The sequence below is a fragment of the Streptomyces sp. NPDC050560 genome, from assembly GCF_044457285.1.
In the GTDB taxonomy this organism is placed as follows: Bacteria; Actinomycetota; Actinomycetes; order Streptomycetales; family Streptomycetaceae; genus Streptomyces.
Genome location: NZ_JBITGT010000002.1, coordinates 319,137 through 334,939, shown reverse-complemented (window position 1 = coordinate 334,939; position 15,803 = coordinate 319,137). Strand labels below are relative to the sequence as shown.

Annotated in this window: 13 protein-coding genes and 1 tRNA gene; 7 read left to right on the top strand and 7 right to left on the bottom strand. The window is 71.0% G+C overall.

All coding sequences use genetic code 11. From position 1 onward, the window contains the following. The first annotated feature begins 241 nt into the window (after positions 1 to 241). Positions 242 to 661: a pyridoxamine 5'-phosphate oxidase family protein gene (locus ACIBIW_RS06200; RefSeq protein WP_399332477.1), complete on the top strand. Its 420-nt coding sequence runs from the start codon at positions 242 to 244 to the stop codon at positions 659 to 661. 627 nt (positions 662 to 1,288) lie between these two features. On the opposite strand, the gene ACIBIW_RS06195 is transcribed toward ACIBIW_RS06200, so the two are convergent. Further along, positions 1,289 to 1,627: a hypothetical protein gene (locus tag ACIBIW_RS06195; RefSeq protein WP_399332475.1), complete on the bottom strand. Its 339-nt coding sequence runs from the start codon at positions 1,625 to 1,627 to the stop codon at positions 1,289 to 1,291. Continuing rightward, positions 1,624 to 1,818: a hypothetical protein gene (locus ACIBIW_RS06190; protein ID WP_399332473.1), complete on the bottom strand. Its 195-nt coding sequence runs from the start codon at positions 1,816 to 1,818 to the stop codon at positions 1,624 to 1,626. Before ACIBIW_RS06190 ends, ACIBIW_RS06195 begins: the two co-directional genes overlap by 4 nt. Before the next feature lie 193 nt (positions 1,819 to 2,011). Here ACIBIW_RS06190 and ACIBIW_RS06185 point away from each other — a divergent pair, with 193 nt between their 5' ends. Together ACIBIW_RS06185 and ACIBIW_RS06180 are read left to right on the top strand one after the other, a co-directional pair. Continuing rightward, entirely contained in the window at positions 2,012 to 3,022 is a 1,011-nt protein-coding gene (locus ACIBIW_RS06185) for a helix-turn-helix transcriptional regulator (RefSeq protein WP_399332472.1), read from the top strand. Then, entirely contained in the window at positions 3,012 to 4,052 is a 1,041-nt protein-coding gene (locus ACIBIW_RS06180; RefSeq protein ID WP_399332470.1) for a LuxR C-terminal-related transcriptional regulator, read from the top strand. Before ACIBIW_RS06185 ends, ACIBIW_RS06180 begins: the two co-directional genes overlap by 11 nt. Positions 4,053 to 4,108: 56 nt before the next feature. Here ACIBIW_RS06180 and ACIBIW_RS06175 read toward each other — a convergent pair whose 3' ends face one another. From ACIBIW_RS06175 to dnaK, 4 genes are read right to left on the bottom strand one after another with little or no spacing between them, the layout of a single operon-like run. Beyond that, positions 4,109 to 4,561 carry a heat shock protein transcriptional repressor HspR gene (locus tag ACIBIW_RS06175; protein ID WP_399332468.1) on the bottom strand — a complete coding sequence of 151 codons (453 nt, stop codon included), beginning with the start codon at positions 4,559 to 4,561 and terminating at the stop codon, positions 4,109 to 4,111. A gap of 4 nt (positions 4,562 to 4,565) precedes the next feature. Further along, the gene (gene dnaJ, locus ACIBIW_RS06170; protein WP_399332466.1) at positions 4,566 to 5,762 is read right to left on the bottom strand and encodes a molecular chaperone DnaJ; all 1,197 of its coding nucleotides are present in this window, start codon (positions 5,760 to 5,762) and stop codon (positions 4,566 to 4,568) included. Positions 5,763 to 5,813: 51 nt separating this feature from the next. After that, positions 5,814 to 6,509 (bottom strand): nucleotide exchange factor GrpE, encoded by a 696-nt coding sequence (gene grpE, locus ACIBIW_RS06165; RefSeq protein ID WP_399332464.1) that lies wholly within the window; start codon positions 6,507 to 6,509, stop codon positions 5,814 to 5,816. Then, the gene (dnaK, locus tag ACIBIW_RS06160) at positions 6,506 to 8,359 is read right to left on the bottom strand and encodes a molecular chaperone DnaK (RefSeq protein WP_399332461.1); all 1,854 of its coding nucleotides are present in this window, start codon (positions 8,357 to 8,359) and stop codon (positions 6,506 to 6,508) included. The genes grpE and dnaK overlap by 4 nt, the downstream gene beginning before the upstream one ends. Before the next feature lie 266 nt (positions 8,360 to 8,625). Between dnaK and ACIBIW_RS06155 the strand changes: the two genes are divergently transcribed. From ACIBIW_RS06155 to ACIBIW_RS06140, 4 genes are all read left to right on the top strand, one after another. Then, positions 8,626 to 9,762 carry an ABC transporter permease gene (locus tag ACIBIW_RS06155; protein ID WP_399332459.1) on the top strand — a complete coding sequence of 379 codons (1,137 nt, stop codon included), beginning with the start codon at positions 8,626 to 8,628 and terminating at the stop codon, positions 9,760 to 9,762. A 120-nt stretch (positions 9,763 to 9,882) separates the two neighbouring features. Further along, entirely contained in the window at positions 9,883 to 14,001 is a 4,119-nt protein-coding gene (gene hrpA, locus ACIBIW_RS06150) for an ATP-dependent RNA helicase HrpA (RefSeq protein ID WP_399332457.1), read from the top strand. A gap of 210 nt (positions 14,002 to 14,211) precedes the next feature. Then, positions 14,212 to 14,286: transfer RNA gene (locus ACIBIW_RS06145), tRNA-Asp, on the top strand. A gap of 271 nt (positions 14,287 to 14,557) precedes the next feature. Continuing rightward, a complete protein-coding gene (locus ACIBIW_RS06140; RefSeq protein ID WP_399332455.1) occupies positions 14,558 to 14,809 on the top strand; it encodes a DUF6274 family protein in 252 nt (83 codons plus the stop codon). Between the two features lie 525 nt (positions 14,810 to 15,334). Here ACIBIW_RS06140 and bldC read toward each other — a convergent pair. Next, entirely contained in the window at positions 15,335 to 15,541 is a 207-nt protein-coding gene (bldC, locus tag ACIBIW_RS06135) for a developmental transcriptional regulator BldC (RefSeq protein ID WP_399332453.1), read from the bottom strand. Between the last annotated feature and the right edge of the window lie 262 nt (positions 15,542 to 15,803).

Below are 15,803 nucleotides of genomic sequence, written 5' to 3'. Positions count from 1 at the left end.
CCCCGGGGCGGCATGCGTCCGTTCTCCGTCCTCAATACTGACTCATACAACGTGCACAAAGTTGAGTGTATTCCACTCAAGTCCGGGAGCGGGGCCGACTCGGCCACTCCGTCCGGGGACTTTCCGCGCTTACGGGACCAAAGCGGCACGGCGGGCGGCGGTGGCCGGTGCCGGGCGGCGGGCGGCCGTCGGCCCCAGGGGCGCCCGTCGGGCGAAACCGGGACGTCGGTAGGTTCGGCGCATGCCCAAGTACCTGCACAATCCGCGCGACCCCGACCCCGCCTACCGGGAGTTCTGGCGGGAGCGCAGGCTCTGCACCCTGACCACGCTGCGCGCCGACGGCAGCCCGCACGTGGTGCCGGTCGGCGCGACGTACGACCCCGCGCAGGCCACCGCGCGGGTGATCGCCTCGGGGACGAGCGCCAAGGTGCGGCACGTGCTGGCGGCCACCGGCGCGGGCGAGCGGGCCAGGGTCGCGGTCTGCCAGTTCGAGGGCCGCCGCTGGGCCACGCTGGAGGGCTACGCCACCATCCGCACCGAGCCCGAGTTGATCGCGGACGGCGAACGCCGGTACGAGGAGCGCTACGGGCGCCCGCCGCGCCCCAACGCCCGGCGCGTGCTGATCGAGATCGCGGTCACCGCGGCGCTCGGCACCCGCTGAGCCGCCGACGCGCACCGCGCTCCACAGGGTGTGAGCGGGCGTACGCAACCTGTCAGAATCGCACACCGCGCGTTCGGAATACTTGGCTCCGCCGGGAACTAGTGACATCCGTAGACCACTTGAGCATTTGCGCCCGCCCATGTAGAGCAGGGACGAGCGGATGGCGGGCGGGCACTGAGGGATCGTCAGGGCGAACCGGCGGTACCGGCCAGAACCGGTGCAGCCGGGATATGACGGTACCGAGGGTACGAGCCCCCCGGCCCCCGCCGTCCCGCAAACGTTTCCGACCGCGAAGCCCCTCCGCCCCCAGCCCCGGTGGCACTCCGGGGCGGCGGCCCCGGGGCGCCCGCTCCGCCGCCCGACACCCCGAAGCCAGCACCCCGCGCACGGCGCGGAAGGACCCCGCACTGGAGCCCGCCACGGACCGCAGCAGCCCTCCGACCCCCGACCCCGGGGGCAGCGAGCCCCGGGGACGCGCCACCGCGCGGCCCGGCGGAGACGGGGGCGGGGGCCGCGATGGCAACGGCGGCGGTGAAAGCGGCAGCGGCGCCACCGTGTCTCAGGTCCACGGTGACGCCGCTGCGGGGGGGAAGTACCTGCGCGATCTACTGCGACGGGGGAATCGCGTCAGGCACTGCGGGGGGTGGCGGAGATGGCTTGGGGGGCTCCCGGCACCTCGGGCTCCACCATCCGGTGGTCCCGCTGGTCCAGGTTGACGAAGATCATCCCGTATCGGACGGCGCACCTGACCGGCCGCGGTGCTCCGCGGGGGCGACGCAGACACCGGTAGGCGCGGATGTCGTCGTCGCCGTCGCGTGCAATGACGACCGGTTCACCGAAGAGGGTGACCGTCAGCGAGTCGCCGGCGTGGGGGATCGCCGTCACGAGGTCGATGAAGTGCCATCCGGAGCGGTAGGCGGTGGCCATCTCGCGCCGGAAGGAACGGTCGTCGGGCGGCGTGCTCATGCGTTCGCGATCGCCGCACCGGACGGGGCGACCGTCCAGGAGATCTCGCCGTCCTTGTGGGCCGCGGGCAGGACGGTCCAGGAGATCTCCTTGGTGGTCGTGGCGGAGACGTCGGACGGAGCGGACGTCCAGGAGATCTCACCCGCGACCGTCGACGGGTGACTGGTCCATGAGATTTCACCCGGGGCCACAGCAGCAAAGACAGCGACTGCAAAACCACCAGCAAGCACCGAGCGAAGCAATTTCTTAGACATGGTCGGCCTTGTCCTCACCTGATGAGTCCTCTCCCCCGCGTCCCTAAGACGATGTCTCATTCGGGCACGTCGAAGCCACAGGGCCGATGCATCATGTTCTTGCACGTACAGGACCCTGAGGGGTGGATATATGTCCAAAATCGACACAAGGCCGACACATCCGCACTCTCTTGTCGAGCTATGCGATGAGGGCGTGCGCCTGTACGCACATGCACTGACCGCGGGCCGCATCGCTCGTTCAGAGGTCGAATCAGCACCGTGTCTGATCGAGTTCGCACTTTTGCATCCCGATCCGGACGACCCGAACTCGCTCCGCCCGGTACCGCCGACCGCCGCCCTCTCCCAGCGTCTGCACCCCATAGAACGCGAGATCCAGGACCGACGGCGGCTGACGGTGGAACTCACCGACACCTTTGAGCCATTCATGGTGCTCAGCGCCCAGACCCCGGCCACCACCCACGCGATCACCATCCTGGAGGGCTTCCAGAGCATCAACACCGCTCTGGACGCCGCCACCGCGCAGAGCACCGAGGAGGTGCTGTGCATCCAGCCGGGCGGCGTACGGGACTACGACGCGCTGTCACAGTCGCTCACCAGGGTGCAAGGGCTGCTGGACCGGGGTGTCCGGATGCGTACGCTCTACCAGCACACGGTGCGGTACGGTCCCGGGATCTTCGCGTATCTGGAGCAGATCGATCCCAATCACGCGGAAGTGAGAACACTCGAAGAACTGACCGACCGCATGCTGATTTTTGATCGGACCATGGCGGTGATCCCCGCCCGCCGTGACCGCCAGGTCGCCCTGGAGCTACGGCACCCCGGTCTCGTCGAGTACCTGGCCTCGGTCTTCGAGCAGTTCTGGCAGCGGGCCACCCCCCTGACCGAGGAGGCCGCCCCGTACAGCCCCGCCCCTGACGGCATCACCGGGGTGCAGCGCTCCATAGCCAAGCTGCTCGTGGAGGGCCACGTGGACGAGGCGATCGCCCGGCGGCTCGGTATGAACGTACGGACCTGCCGGGCGCACATCGCCAAGCTCGCCGCCACCCTGGGCAGCGGCAGCCGGGCCCAACTGGGCTATCTCATCGCACGATCGGGAATCCTGGAGCCAGGACCTCGACGGGAGCCACAGCGTGACTACTGACCCGGCGGCGCCGCCACGCGACCTGCTCACTCCCCCCGCGGACCCCGGACACGAACCCGCACACCAGCACGGCGACGGGGCCGGGGACACCGCCATCTGCGCGGCCTGCCTCGCCCTGTACGCGCGCGCCTTACAGGACGGCCGGCTCTCCCGCTCGGCGGCGGGCGAGGCGTCGTGCCTCGGCAGGGTGGGGGCGTGGCGCACCGACCCGGACGACGCGGCGTGGCTGCGCCCGGTCTCGCCCGCGGTGCTGCTGCCCGAGGTGCTGCGCTTCATCGAGGACGGCATCGCGCGCGAGCGGCGCAGGGAGGTGGAGGTGGCGGCGCTCTTCGAACCGCTGATGGCCCTTGAGGCGCAGAGCGCGTCGTCGGCGGCGCAGAGCGCGATCACCGTGCTCAGGGACCACGACCGGATCAACGCCGCCCTCTGGCGGGCGGCGGCCCACGCCTCCCGGGAGATCCTGACCGTGCAGCCCGGCGGGCGGCGCGACCCCGCGGGGCTGAGCGAGGCGCTGCCGCACGAGCAGGAGGTGCTCGACCGGGGCGCCAGCATGCGCACCCTGTACCAGCACACGTCGCGCTACTCGTCGGCGGTGCTCGCGCACTACGAGCAGTTGCGTGGCGACGTCCAGGTGCGGACCCTGCACGAGGTCACCGACCGTCTGATCGTCTTCGATCGTTCGGTCGCCTTCATCCCCGCGAACAGCGACAGGACGGCGGCGCTCGAACTCCGCCATCCGGGCCTGGTGCAGTTCCTTGTGACCACCTTCGACCGGCTGTGGCACATGGCGACCCCGATGTGGCCGCGCCCGGTCGAGCAGCCGTCGGTGAACGGGGTGACGACGCGCCAGCGCGCCATCGCCCGTCTGCTCATCGACGGCCTCACCGACGAGAAGATCGCGGCCCGTCTGGGCATGAACGTGCGCACGGTACGGGTGCACATCGCGAAGCTCGCCACCACCCTGGGCAGCGAGAACCGCGCCCAACTCGGCTACCTCATCGGCGAGTCGGGCATCCTCCAGCAGCCCTGACCGGGGGGCCGTGGCGGGGAGGGCGGGGCCCTCCCCACGTGCGCTCTCCGGCCTGCTCAGCCCGCCGAGGGGCGGTTCGGCGGGCGCCACACCACCAGGGCGCTGGTGTGCTGCACCTCCTGGTACGGCACCAGGTCCCGCCGGTACGAGGCGTGCACCGCGGCCTCGCGCTGTTGCATGGCCGCCGCCGCGCCGTCCACCGCGGACTGGAGTTCGGCGACGCGCGCCTGGAGCGCGGCCACCTGGTTCTCCAGTTCGATGATGCGCTTGATACCCGCCAGGTTGATGCCCTCGTCCTGCGACAACTGCTGCACCTGGCGGAGCAGTTGGATGTCGCGGGCCGAGTAGCGACGGCCGCGTCCCGCCGTGCGGTCGGGCGACACCAGACCGAGGCGGTCGTACTGCCGCAGCGTCTGCGGGTGCAGCCCGCTCAACTGGGCGGCCACCGAGATGACGTACACCGGCGTCTCCTCGGTCAGCTCGTACGGGTTTCGACGACGGCCGTCCATAGCGTCATGCTCCCTTCGCTGCCTGGAACAGCTCAGCCCGCGGATCGGCGCCCGCGGTGGCCTCGCGGTACGCCTCCAGCGCGTCGCGGGCCTTGCCTGACAGATCCTTCGGCACCACGACCTCCACGGTGACCAGCAGATCGCCCCGGGTGCCGTCCTTGCGGGTGGCGCCCTTGCCGCGGGCGCGCATGGTGCGTCCGTTGGGGGTGCCCTCGGGCAGCTTCAGGGTGACCGGGGGCCCGCCGAGCGTGGGCACCTTCACCTCGCCGCCGAGCGCCGCCTCCGCGAAGGTGACGGGCACGGTGACGGTCAGATTGTCGCCGCGGCGGCCGAAGACGGGGTGCGCGTCCACGTGCACGACGACGTACAGGTCGCCCGCGGGGCCGCCGCGCTCGCCGGGGCTGCCCTTGCCGCGCAGCCTGATGCGCTGCCCGTCGGAGACCCCGGCGGGGATGCGCACCTGCATGGTCCGCGACGACTTGGCGCGGCCGGAGCCCTTGCAGACGTCGCAGGGGTCCTCGGCGATGAGGCCGCGGCCCTTGCAGTCCACGCACGGGTCGGTGAGCGAGAAGCCGCCGCCCCCGCCGCGCGAGACCTGCCCGGTGCCGACGCAGGTCGGGCACACGCGCGGTGTGCCGTTCTTGTCGCCGGTGCCCGAGCACGCCTTGCAGGGCTGCTGGCTGGACATCCGCAGCGGCACCGTGGCGCCGTCGACGGCCTCGGTGAAGCTGAGGGTGACCTCCGACTCGACGTCCTGGCCGCGCCGCGGCTGGGTCCTGGTGCCGGGACCCGCGCCGCCGCGGTTGAAGAGGCCGCCGAAGACGTCGCCGAGGCCCCCGCCGAAGCCGCCGGCACCGGTGCCGCCGCCTCCGCCGCCGCCCGGGGTGCCGCCGAAGAGGTCGCCGAGGTCGAAGTTGAAGGGCTGGCCGCCCCCGCCGCCGGGGCCGGGGCGGAAGCCGCCGTTCCCGAACAGGGAGCGGGCCTCGTCGTACTCCTTGCGCTTCTTGGGGTCGCCGAGGACGTCATTGGCCTCGGAGATCTCCTTGAAGCGGTCCTCGGCCCTGGCATTGCCCTTGTTGGCGTCCGGGTGGTACTCGCGGGCGAGCTTCCGGTACGCCTTCTTGATCTCGGCCTCGGTGGCGTCCTTCGGGACGCCGAGAACCTTGTAGTAGTCCTTCTCGATGAAGTCCTTGGTGCTCACTCCCGACGCCCCTCCTTCCGCTCGTGTGCCACCCGTTCCTGCGCGCCCGCGTCAGCCCTCGTCCGGGCCACCGCTGGTCCCGTCCGTGTCGGGTCCCGCGTCGGCGGCGTCGTCGGGCCCCTCGCCGTCCGTGTCGCCCTTGGCGGGCTTCGCGGCGTTGGCGCCGGGCTGCGGCTCGGCCACCGCCACCCGCGCGGGGCGGATGGTGCGCTCGCCGAACCGATACCCAGGCTGGAGAATCGCGACGCACGTCGTCTCGGTGACATCCGGCGCGTAGCTGTGCATCAGCGCCTCGTGGATCTTCGGGTCAAAGGGCTCGCCCTCCTCGCCGAACTGCTGGAGGCCCATCTTCCCGGCCACCGCCTCAAGCGAGTCGGCGACCGACTTGAAGCCGCCGACCAGCTCGCCGTGCTCCCTGGCGCGCCCGATGTCGTCGAGGACCGGAAGCAGCTCACCGAGCAGGTTCGCGATGGCGATCTCCTTGACGGCGATACGGTCGCGCTCCACCCGGCGGCGGTAGTTCTGGTACTCCGCCTGGAGCCGCTGGAGGTCGGCCGTGCGCTCGCCGAGCGCCGTACGCACCTGGTCGAGCTGGGCCGTCAGGCCCACCGTGCTGTCCCCGGCCTGGGCCCCCGCGCCCTCCTTGGAGGGCCCGGAGGCGTTCGGCTCGGCGTCGTCGGGGGTGGCGCCGGAGGAGATGTCGGCGGGCTCGTGCTGCTCGTCGAAGCCCGGGGTCTCCTCGGTCACGCGGCACCGTCCTTGCGTTCGTCGTCGACGATCTCGGCGTCCACGACGTCGTCCCCGTCCTGGCGGGCGCCCTGCTCGGCGCCCTCGCCGGGCGCGTCACCCGCGGCCTGCTGGCCCTGGGCGTCCGCGTACATGGCCTGGCCGAGCTTCTGGGAGACGGCCGCGACCCGCTCGGTGGCGGTGCGGATCTCCGCGGTGTCCTCGCCCTTGAGCTTGTCCTTCAGCTCGCCGACCGCGGACTCGACCTCGGTCTTGATCTCGCCGGGGACCTTGTCCTCGTTGTCCTTGAGGAACTTCTCGGTCTGGTAGACGAGCTGCTCGCCCTGGTTGCGGGTCTCGGCGGCCTCGCGGCGGCGGTGGTCCTCCTCCGCGTACTGCTCGGCCTCCTGGCGCATCCGGTCGACCTCGTCCTTCGGCAGCGAGGAGCCGCCGGTGACGGTCATCTTCTGCTCCTTGCCGGTGCCGAGGTCCTTCGCCGTGACATGCATGATGCCGTTGGCGTCGATGTCGAAGGAGACCTCGATCTGCGGCACGCCGCGCGGGGCCGGGGGCAGTCCCGTCAGCTCGAACATCCCGAGCTTCTTGTTGTACGCCGCGATCTCGCGCTCGCCCTGGTAGACCTGGATCTGCACCGACGGCTGGTTGTCCTCGGCGGTGGTGAAGATCTCGGAGCGCTTGGTGGGGATCGTGGTGTTGCGCTCGATGAGCTTGGTCATGATGCCGCCCTTGGTCTCGATGCCGAGGGACAGCGGGGTGACGTCGAGCAGCAGGACGTCCTTGACCTCGCCCTTGAGGACACCGGCCTGGAGCGAGGCGCCGATGGCGACGACCTCGTCCGGGTTGACGCCCTTGTTGGCCTCCTTGCCGCCGGTCAGCTCCCTGACCAGCTCGGCGACGGCGGGCATACGCGTGGAGCCGCCGACGAGGACCACGTGGTCGATCTCGGAGAGCTGGATGCCCGCGTCCTTGATCACGTTGTGGAACGGGGTCTTGCAGCGCTCCAGCAGGTCGGAGGTGAGCTGCTGGAACTGGGCGCGGGTGAGCTTCTCGTCCAGGTGCAGCGGGCCCTCGGCGGACGCCGTGATGTAGGGCAGGTTGATGTTGGTCTCGGTGGACGAGGACAGCTCGATCTTGGCCTTCTCCGCCGCCTCACGGAGGCGCTGGAGGGCCATCTTGTCCTTGCCGAGGTCCACACCGTGGCCGTTGGCGAACTGCTTGACCAGGTAGTCGACGATGCGCTGGTCCCAGTCGTCGCCACCGAGGTGGTTGTCGCCGTTGGTGGCCTTCACCTCGACGACGCCGTCGCCGATCTCCAGCAGCGAGACGTCGAAGGTGCCGCCGCCGAGGTCGAAGACCAGGATCGTCTGGTCGTCCTTCTCCAGCCCGTAGGCGAGGGCGGCCGCGGTGGGCTCGTTGACGATGCGCAGGACGTTGAGCCCCGCGATCTCGCCGGCCTCCTTGGTGGCCTGCCGCTCGGAGTCGTTGAAGTACGCCGGGACCGTGATGACCGCGTCGGTCACCTTCTCGCCGAGGTACGACTCCGCGTCCCGCTTCAGCTTCTGGAGGATGAACGCCGAGATCTGCTGCGGGTTGAAATTCTTGTCGTCGATGTCCACCTTCCAGTCGGTGCCCATGTGGCGCTTGACCGACCGGATGGTCCTGTCGACGTTCGTGACCGCCTGACGCTTCGCTACCTCGCCGACGAGCACTTCGCCGTTCTTCGCGAAGGCGACGACGGACGGCGTGGTCCTGGCGCCCTCTGCGTTGGTGATGACGGTGGGCTCGCCGCCTTCAAGAACGCTGACGACGGAGTTTGTCGTGCCCAGGTCGATGCCGACCGCACGTGCCATGTCAATCCTCCAGCTACTTGAGTGGAACTGGCTCAACAATGCACCACGCGCCGTCGCAAGTCAACAGACCTGAGTCGGGCACACTCAACTTTTATGTTGCCCTTATCCCCGGAACCACCCTGAGCTGCGACGACGCCCGTATCGGCCGTACGCGCGTACCACCCTCTCTCCCGCGCGTACCGGCATCGGGCCCCCGCCGGGCGTGGCCTCACGCGCGCGGGCGCGCACCGCAAGCACACCCCCACGCAGCCGCTTAACGTGTCGATATGTCCGATGATTCCCGGCGGCCGGACGCGGGGGAGCCGGGGCCCCCGCCCGGCGCCCACGCACACGCGCGGGAGCGCGTCGGCCCCTGGCGCCGGTTCCGGGAGTCCCCGTTCGTCGCCCCCACGGTGCTGGTCTTCATCCTCGCGGCGGCGGCCGGCCTGTTCGCGGGCTCGTACACGTACAACATGGCGAACCCGACCCCCCGGCACATCCCGACCGGTGTCGTCGGCGCGGCCGACACCGCGCGCGGGCGCGCGTTCGTCGCCGGGATGGAGCAGGCGCTCGACGCGGGCCTGAGCCTGCGGCCGTACGAGAGCAGGGCCGCCGCCCTGGAGGCGATCGAGCAGCAGCGCATCTTCGCCGTGCTCGACAACACCGTCGAGCGGGGCCGCGGCCACGTCACCCTCGACGTGTCGGGCGCCTCAGGGCAGTCCGTGGCGCAACTGCTCCAGCAGGCCGCGCCCAAGGTGGGCGCCGAGACCGGGGTCCCGGTGCGGGTGCGGGACGTGAAGCCGCTCCAGACCGGCGACCCGCGCGGGCTCGCGATCTTCTACATCACGCTGGCGTCCGTGGTGCTCGGCTTCGTGGGCGCGATGCAGTTGCTGGCGCACGCCAAGCCCCTGGTGCCGGTCGAGCGCGTCCTGTTCACGCTGGCGTACTCGGCGCTCGGGGCCTTCACCATCGCCGCGGTGGTCGACTGGGGCCTGGGGGCGCTCAGGCTCCCGTTCGCCGAGTCGTGGGCGATCCTGCTGCTGACGATGTTCACGAGCGGCATGGTCGCCACCATGTTCAGCACCCTGTTCGGGCGCTGGGCGATGCTGCCGACCTGGGGCCTGATGGTGCTCCTCGGCAACCCGTCGTCGGGCGGCGCGGTGTCCTGGCCGCTGCTGCCGTCGCTGCTGGGCACGATCGGCCGCTGGCTGCCGCCCGGCGCGTCGGTGAACGCCCAGCACACCGCCGTCTACTTCGGCGGCCACCAGCACGTGTTCCCCTTCCTGGTGCTCGCGGTGTGGGCGCTGGTGTCGACGGCGGTGTTCTGGATCTGGCGCCACCGCCACCCCGGCGGCCGCGAGCGGTCGGCGGCGGCGGGCGCCGCCGAGTCGGGCGGCACCCCCGCCCCCTCGGGCGGCACCTGACACGGGCCGCGCCCGGCACGAGCCCACCGCGCGCCCGCCTACCACCGGTGCGCCCCCGAGGGGAAGCCGCCGGAAACCCGTTGGCCGGTTCGTCGCCCGAGGTGAGATCCTGGGTCCCGTATGTCTACGCAGACCCCTCCCGCCCACCGCGACCCCGACGTGCGCGCGCTCGCCGCGCGCATCGCCGCGCTGCCCGCGCGGGACGCGACCCGGCTCGGCCGCCGCCTCGACGGCACCCGCCGCATACGGGGCCCGGAGGCCCGCGCCGCCGTGCTCGCCGAGATCGCCGCCGAGGCCGCGAAGGCCGAGGAAAGGCTCGCGGCGCGGGCGGAGCGGGTGCCCGCCGTGGACTATCCGGCGGAGCTGCCTGTCAGCCAGAAGCGCGACGAGATCCTGGCGGCCGTGCGCGACCACCAGGTGGTGATCGTGGCGGGCGAGACCGGCTCGGGCAAGACCACCCAGATCCCCAAGATCTGCCTGGAGCTCGGCCGCGGGGTGCGCGGCATGATCGGCCACACCCAGCCCCGCAGGATCGCCGCGCGCACGGTCGCTGAGCGCGTCGCCGAGGAGCTGCGCACCCCGCTCGGCGAGGCGGTGGGCTGGAAGGTCCGCTTCACCGACCAGGTCGACCAGGACGCCACGTTCGTCAAGCTGATGACGGACGGCATCCTCCTCGCCGAGATCCAGACCGACAGGGACCTGCGCGCCTACGACACGATCATCATCGACGAGGCCCACGAGCGGTCCCTGAACATCGACTTCCTGCTCGGCTACCTCGCCCAGCTCCTGCCCCGCCGCCCCGACCTCAAGGTCGTCATCACCTCGGCCACCATCGACCCCGAGCGCTTCTCACGGCACTTCGGGGACGCCCCGATCGTCGAGGTCAGCGGGCGCACCTACCCGGTGGAGGTGCGCTACCGCCCGCTTCTCGAAGACGCCGGGGAGAGCGGCGACGCGGGCGACGACCGCGACCAGATCACCGCGATCACGGAGGCCGTCGAGGAGCTGATGGGCGAGGGCCCCGGCGACATCCTGGTGTTCCTCTCCGGCGAGCGGGAGATCCGCGACACCGCGGAGGCGCTGGAGCGCAGGAAGTACCGGTTCCTTGAGATCCTGCCGCTGTACGCGCGCCTGTCGCACGCCGAGCAGCACCGCGTGTTCCAGCGCCCCTCGGGGAACGCGGTCAGACGCGTGGTGCTCGCGACGAACGTCGCCGAGACCTCGCTGACCGTCCCCGGCATCAAGTACGTGATCGACCCGGGCACCGCGCGCATCTCCCGCTACAGCCACCGCACCAAGGTGCAGCGGCTGCCCATCGAGCCGGTCAGCCAGGCGAGCGCCAACCAGCGCAAGGGCCGCTGCGGCCGCACCAGCGACGGCGTCTGCATCAGGCTCTACTCGGAGGACGACTTCCTCTCCCGCCCCGAGTTCACCGACGCGGAGATCCTCCGTACCAACCTGGCGTCCGTCATCCTCCAGATGACCGCGGCCCGGCTCGGCGACATCGAGAAGTTCCCCTTCATCGACCCGCCCGACCACCGCAACATCCGCGACGGCGTCCAACTGCTCCAGGAGCTGGGCGCGTTGGACCCGAGCCAGCAGGACGTACGCAAGCGGCTCACCCCGATGGGCCGCAAGCTCGCGCAGCTCCCCGTCGACCCCAGGCTCGCCCGCATGGTGGTGGAGGCCGAGAAGAACGGCTGTGTGCACGAGGTCATGGTCATCGCCGCGGCGCTGTCCATCCAGGACCCGCGCGAGCGCCCCGTCGACAAGCAGGCGCAGGCCGACCAGCTCCACGCCCGCTTCAGGGACGAGACCAGCGACTTCCTCGCGTATCTGAACCTGTGGCGGCACGTGCGCGAGCAGCAGCGCAGCCGCGGCTCCTCGGCGTTCCGGCGGATGTGCAAGGCGGAGTTCCTGAACTTCCTGCGCATCCGCGAGTGGCAGGACATCTACTCGCAACTGCGCGCCGTGACGCGCCAGATGGGCATCGAGTCCGCGCGGGACGCCGACGCCGACGCCGCCGGGCGGGCGCGGGACGCCGAGGGCGCCGCGGACGAGGCGCGCCGGGAGGCCGCCGACCGGCAGGTCCATCTCTCGCTGCTCGCGGGCCTGCTGTCGCACATCGGCCTCAAGGATGTCAAGGAGAAGTCCGCGGGGGCGGCCAGGCCCGCGGCCAAGGACGGCGGCAGGGCCTCCCGGGTCAACGAGTACGTGGGCGCGCGCGGCGCCCGCTTCGCCGTCTTCCCCGGCTCCGCCCTCTTCAAGAAGCCGCCGCGGTACGTGATGTCGGCCGAACTTGTGGAGACCTCCCGGCTGTGGGCCAGGGTCAACGCGCGCATCGAGCCCGAGTGGATCGAGCCGCTGGCCCAGCACCTGGTGAAGCACGTGTACGCGGAGCCGCACTGGGAGAAGGACCAGGCGGCCGTGGTGGCGTACGAGACGGTGACGCTGTACGGCGTCCCGATCGTGACCCGGCGCAAGGTGAACTACGGCCGGATCGACGCGGAGGTCTCCCGGGAGCTGTTCATCAGGAACGCCCTGGTGGAGGGCGACTGGCGCACCCACCACAAGTTCTTCGCCGACAACCGCAGGCTGCTGTCCGAGGTGGCCGACCTGGAGCACAGGGCGCGCCGCCGGGACATCCTGGTCGACGACGAGACCCTGTTCGACTTCTACGACCAGCGCGTGCCCGAACATGTCGTCTCCGGCGCCCACTTCGACTCCTGGTGGAAGCACAAGCGCCACGAGGAGCCGGAACTGCTCGATTTCGAGCGCTCCATGCTCATCAACGAACGCGCGGGCGACGTCTCCAAGGACGACTACCCCGACCACTGGCGCCAGGACCGGCTCAGGTTCCGCGTCACGTACCAGTTCGAGCCGGGCACGGACGCGGACGGCGTCACGGTCCACATCCCCCTCCAGGTGCTCAACCAGGTCGCGGAGGAGGGCTTCGACTGGCAGATCCCCGGCCTGCGCGAGCAGGTGGTGACGGAGCTGATCCGCTCCCTGCCCAAGCCGGTGCGCCGGCACTACGTCCCCGCGCCGGACTACGCGCGCGCATTCCTGGCCCGCGCCGAGCCCCTGGGGGAGCCGCTGACGGCGACGCTCGCCAGGGAGCTGCACCGGATGGTGGGCGTGCGGGTGGAGCAGGACGACTTCGACTGGTCGAAGGTGCCCGACCACCTGCGCGTCACCTTCCGCGTGGTGGACGAGCACCGCAGGGCGCTCACCGGCGTGCCGGGCGGCGCGGAGGACAAGGACCTGGAGGCGCTGCGGCAGCGGCTGCGCCCCCGCGCGCGCAAGGCCATCTCCCGGGCCGCGGCGGAGACCGCGGAGCGCTCGGGCGGCGAGGGCATCGAGCGCGCGGGCCTGACCGACTGGACCATGGGGGCGCTGCCCCGGGTCTTCGAGACCCGGCGCGCGGGCCAGCCCGTGAAGGCGTATCCGGCGCTGGTCGACGAGGGGCCGGAGAAGAACACCGTGTCGGTACGGCTCTTCGACACCGAGGCGGAGCAGCAGGAGTCGATGTGGCGCGGCACCAGGCGGCTGCTGCTGCGGAACATCCCGGTGAACGCCGCGAAGTTCGCCGCGGAGCGGCTGACCAACGCGCAGAAGCTGGCGCTGTCCGCGAACCCGCACGGCTCGGTCGCCGCCCTCTTCGACGACTGCGCGACGGCCGCCGCCGACAAGCTGGTCGGGGACTTCGGCGGCCCGGCCTGGGACGAGGAGTCGTACCGCAAGCTGTACGACAAGGTGCGCGCGCAGATCGTGGACACCACGGTGCGCGCGGTGGGGCAGGTGCAGCAGGTGCTGGCCGCCTGGCAGTCCTGTGAGCGGCGGCTGAAGTCGACGCGCAGCCCGGCGCTGCTGGCGAACCTCGCGGACGTGCGCGCGCAGCTCGACGCGCTGGTGGGCCCCGGCTTCGTCACCGCGGCGGGGCTCGCCAGGCTGCCCGACCTGATGCGCTACCTGGTCGCGGCGGACCGCAGGCTGACCCAGATGCCGACGAACGCGCAGCGCGACAGCGCCAGGATGGCGAAGGTGCACGAGATGCGCGACGAGTACGCGTGGCTGCTTGAGCAGTTGCCGCGGGGGCGCCCGGTGCCGCGGGAGGTGCGGGAGATCCGCTGGATGATCGAGGAGCTGCGGGTGAGCTACTTCGCGCACGCGCTCGGCACCGCGTACCCGGTCTCCGACAAGCGGATCGTGAAGGCCATCGACGCCCAGGTGCCGTAGGCGCCGTCCGCGGCTGCGGTCGGCGCGGGGGCGCGGGGGCGCGAAGACGCGAAGGGGGCCGGTCGGGCGGGTGCCGGGGGCCGCGAGGAAACGCGCGCGGAGCGTGAGGCGGCCGTCACGGAGGATGAGTTCGACCGGTGGTCCGCGGCTGAGGTACAGTCCTACTCGCCGCGTGACATCGGCGAAGAGCCCATCTCACGCGTGTTTTCTGGTCCTGTGGAGCAGTTTGGAGTGCTCGCCACCCTGTCAAGGTGGAGGCCGCGGGTTCAAATCCCGTCAGGACCGCATACGGCCCGTCATCCCCGAGGATGGCGGGCCTTCTTCGTGCCGGGCTCCGTACGAGGGCGCCCCGTCGGCCGTCGTGCGCGCCGGCGTACGGCGGGCGTGGGCGCCCATGGCGGGGGCCACGCCACCGGACATATGCCGCTCCCTCAACTCCCGCCACGTGTCTATACGTTCCGGCGCTTGGTTATGCACCGCGTCTTGACGCCGCCCCGCCGGGCCGGTACCCAGAGGAGAGGCCGCCGCCGTCCACGGCGGCGCCGGGAGGTGGCACATGACCGCATCCGTGAAACACGAGACCGGCGCTCTGCTGCGAGCCCATCTGGCAGCCGCCACGAGTTACCGCCATCTGACCTCCGACTGCCCCGTGTGCCGCCGCATACAGCGGCTCGCCATGGAGGCCGCCCCCTTCCCCCAGGCCCCCCTCGGGGCCCGTGTGAGCGCCACCGTGAGACTGCTGACCGCGCCGGAGCCCCAGGGCGCGCACGACAGCGGCGACGAGGCCGACGCCACCGCCGCCGTCTGACCGCCAAACCGGCCGCGCGGTTTTCAGCACCCCCCACGACACCGGGTCTTCGCCCGGCGCGCCGGGCTGCGCTCGGGCGCCCCGTCGCCCAAGCTGGAAGTGCACACGTCACACACCGCGCCCTATATCGCCAAGTCACCACGATAGCAAGCAGTTTGACATGTGACTGGTGTCACCTCAGATCTTCGCCGAACCTCCCCACATACCCCCTTCCTGGGGCGAGTCAATTTAATATGTGCAATTGCACTCTCTGGACAGGGTCCCGAGGGGACCCTGTACGGACACCTCCCGGGGCCTCGCGACCCCCGCCGAAGGGCCCCGTACCGGCCCCGCCGGGGCCCGGTGAAACGCACAAAAAAGATCGCGCTGGACCCGGCGGAGTCCAGCGCGATCAACGACGTGCCCCTGCTTGGCAGTTGGGGAGGCGGGCGCTGTTGGGGCAGCACCCTCGCCGTGTGGAGTTGTTGCGGTGCCGGGGTCGCTACGGGTGGGGGAACCCGCTTCTCGCCCGGGTCATACGGGTGTTCAGCCCTCGCTGCGCTGCTGCGGGATGCCCGCGAGCAGCGCACGTACCTCCGCCTCGCGGTAGCGGCGATGGCCGCCCAGCGTGCGGATCGACGTGAGCTTGCCGGCCTTCGCCCAACGCGTCACCGTCTTCGGGTCGACGCGGAACATGCTGGCAACCTCGGCGGGGGTCAACAGCGGCTCGGCTTCAGGGGTGCGAGCGGTCATGAGCGGCCTCCTCGGGAGAACCGAACCATCTCGGTTCATTCCTCTAAATTCTGCACCTTGACCCACGTTGCCCGAAATGGCGGACGCGAGTCGAGTCGGTTATAGGACGAACGGCTTGTCCTCGGCACTACAACTACACCATCTGTCCAGCCGCGTCGGCCAAACCGATGGAATTGCCCTCCCAGGTGTTCATCCGCGACGGAAGCCGATGGACCGGGCCATAGCGGACAGTCACGCGGCTGTGACGATCAGTCACCCCGCG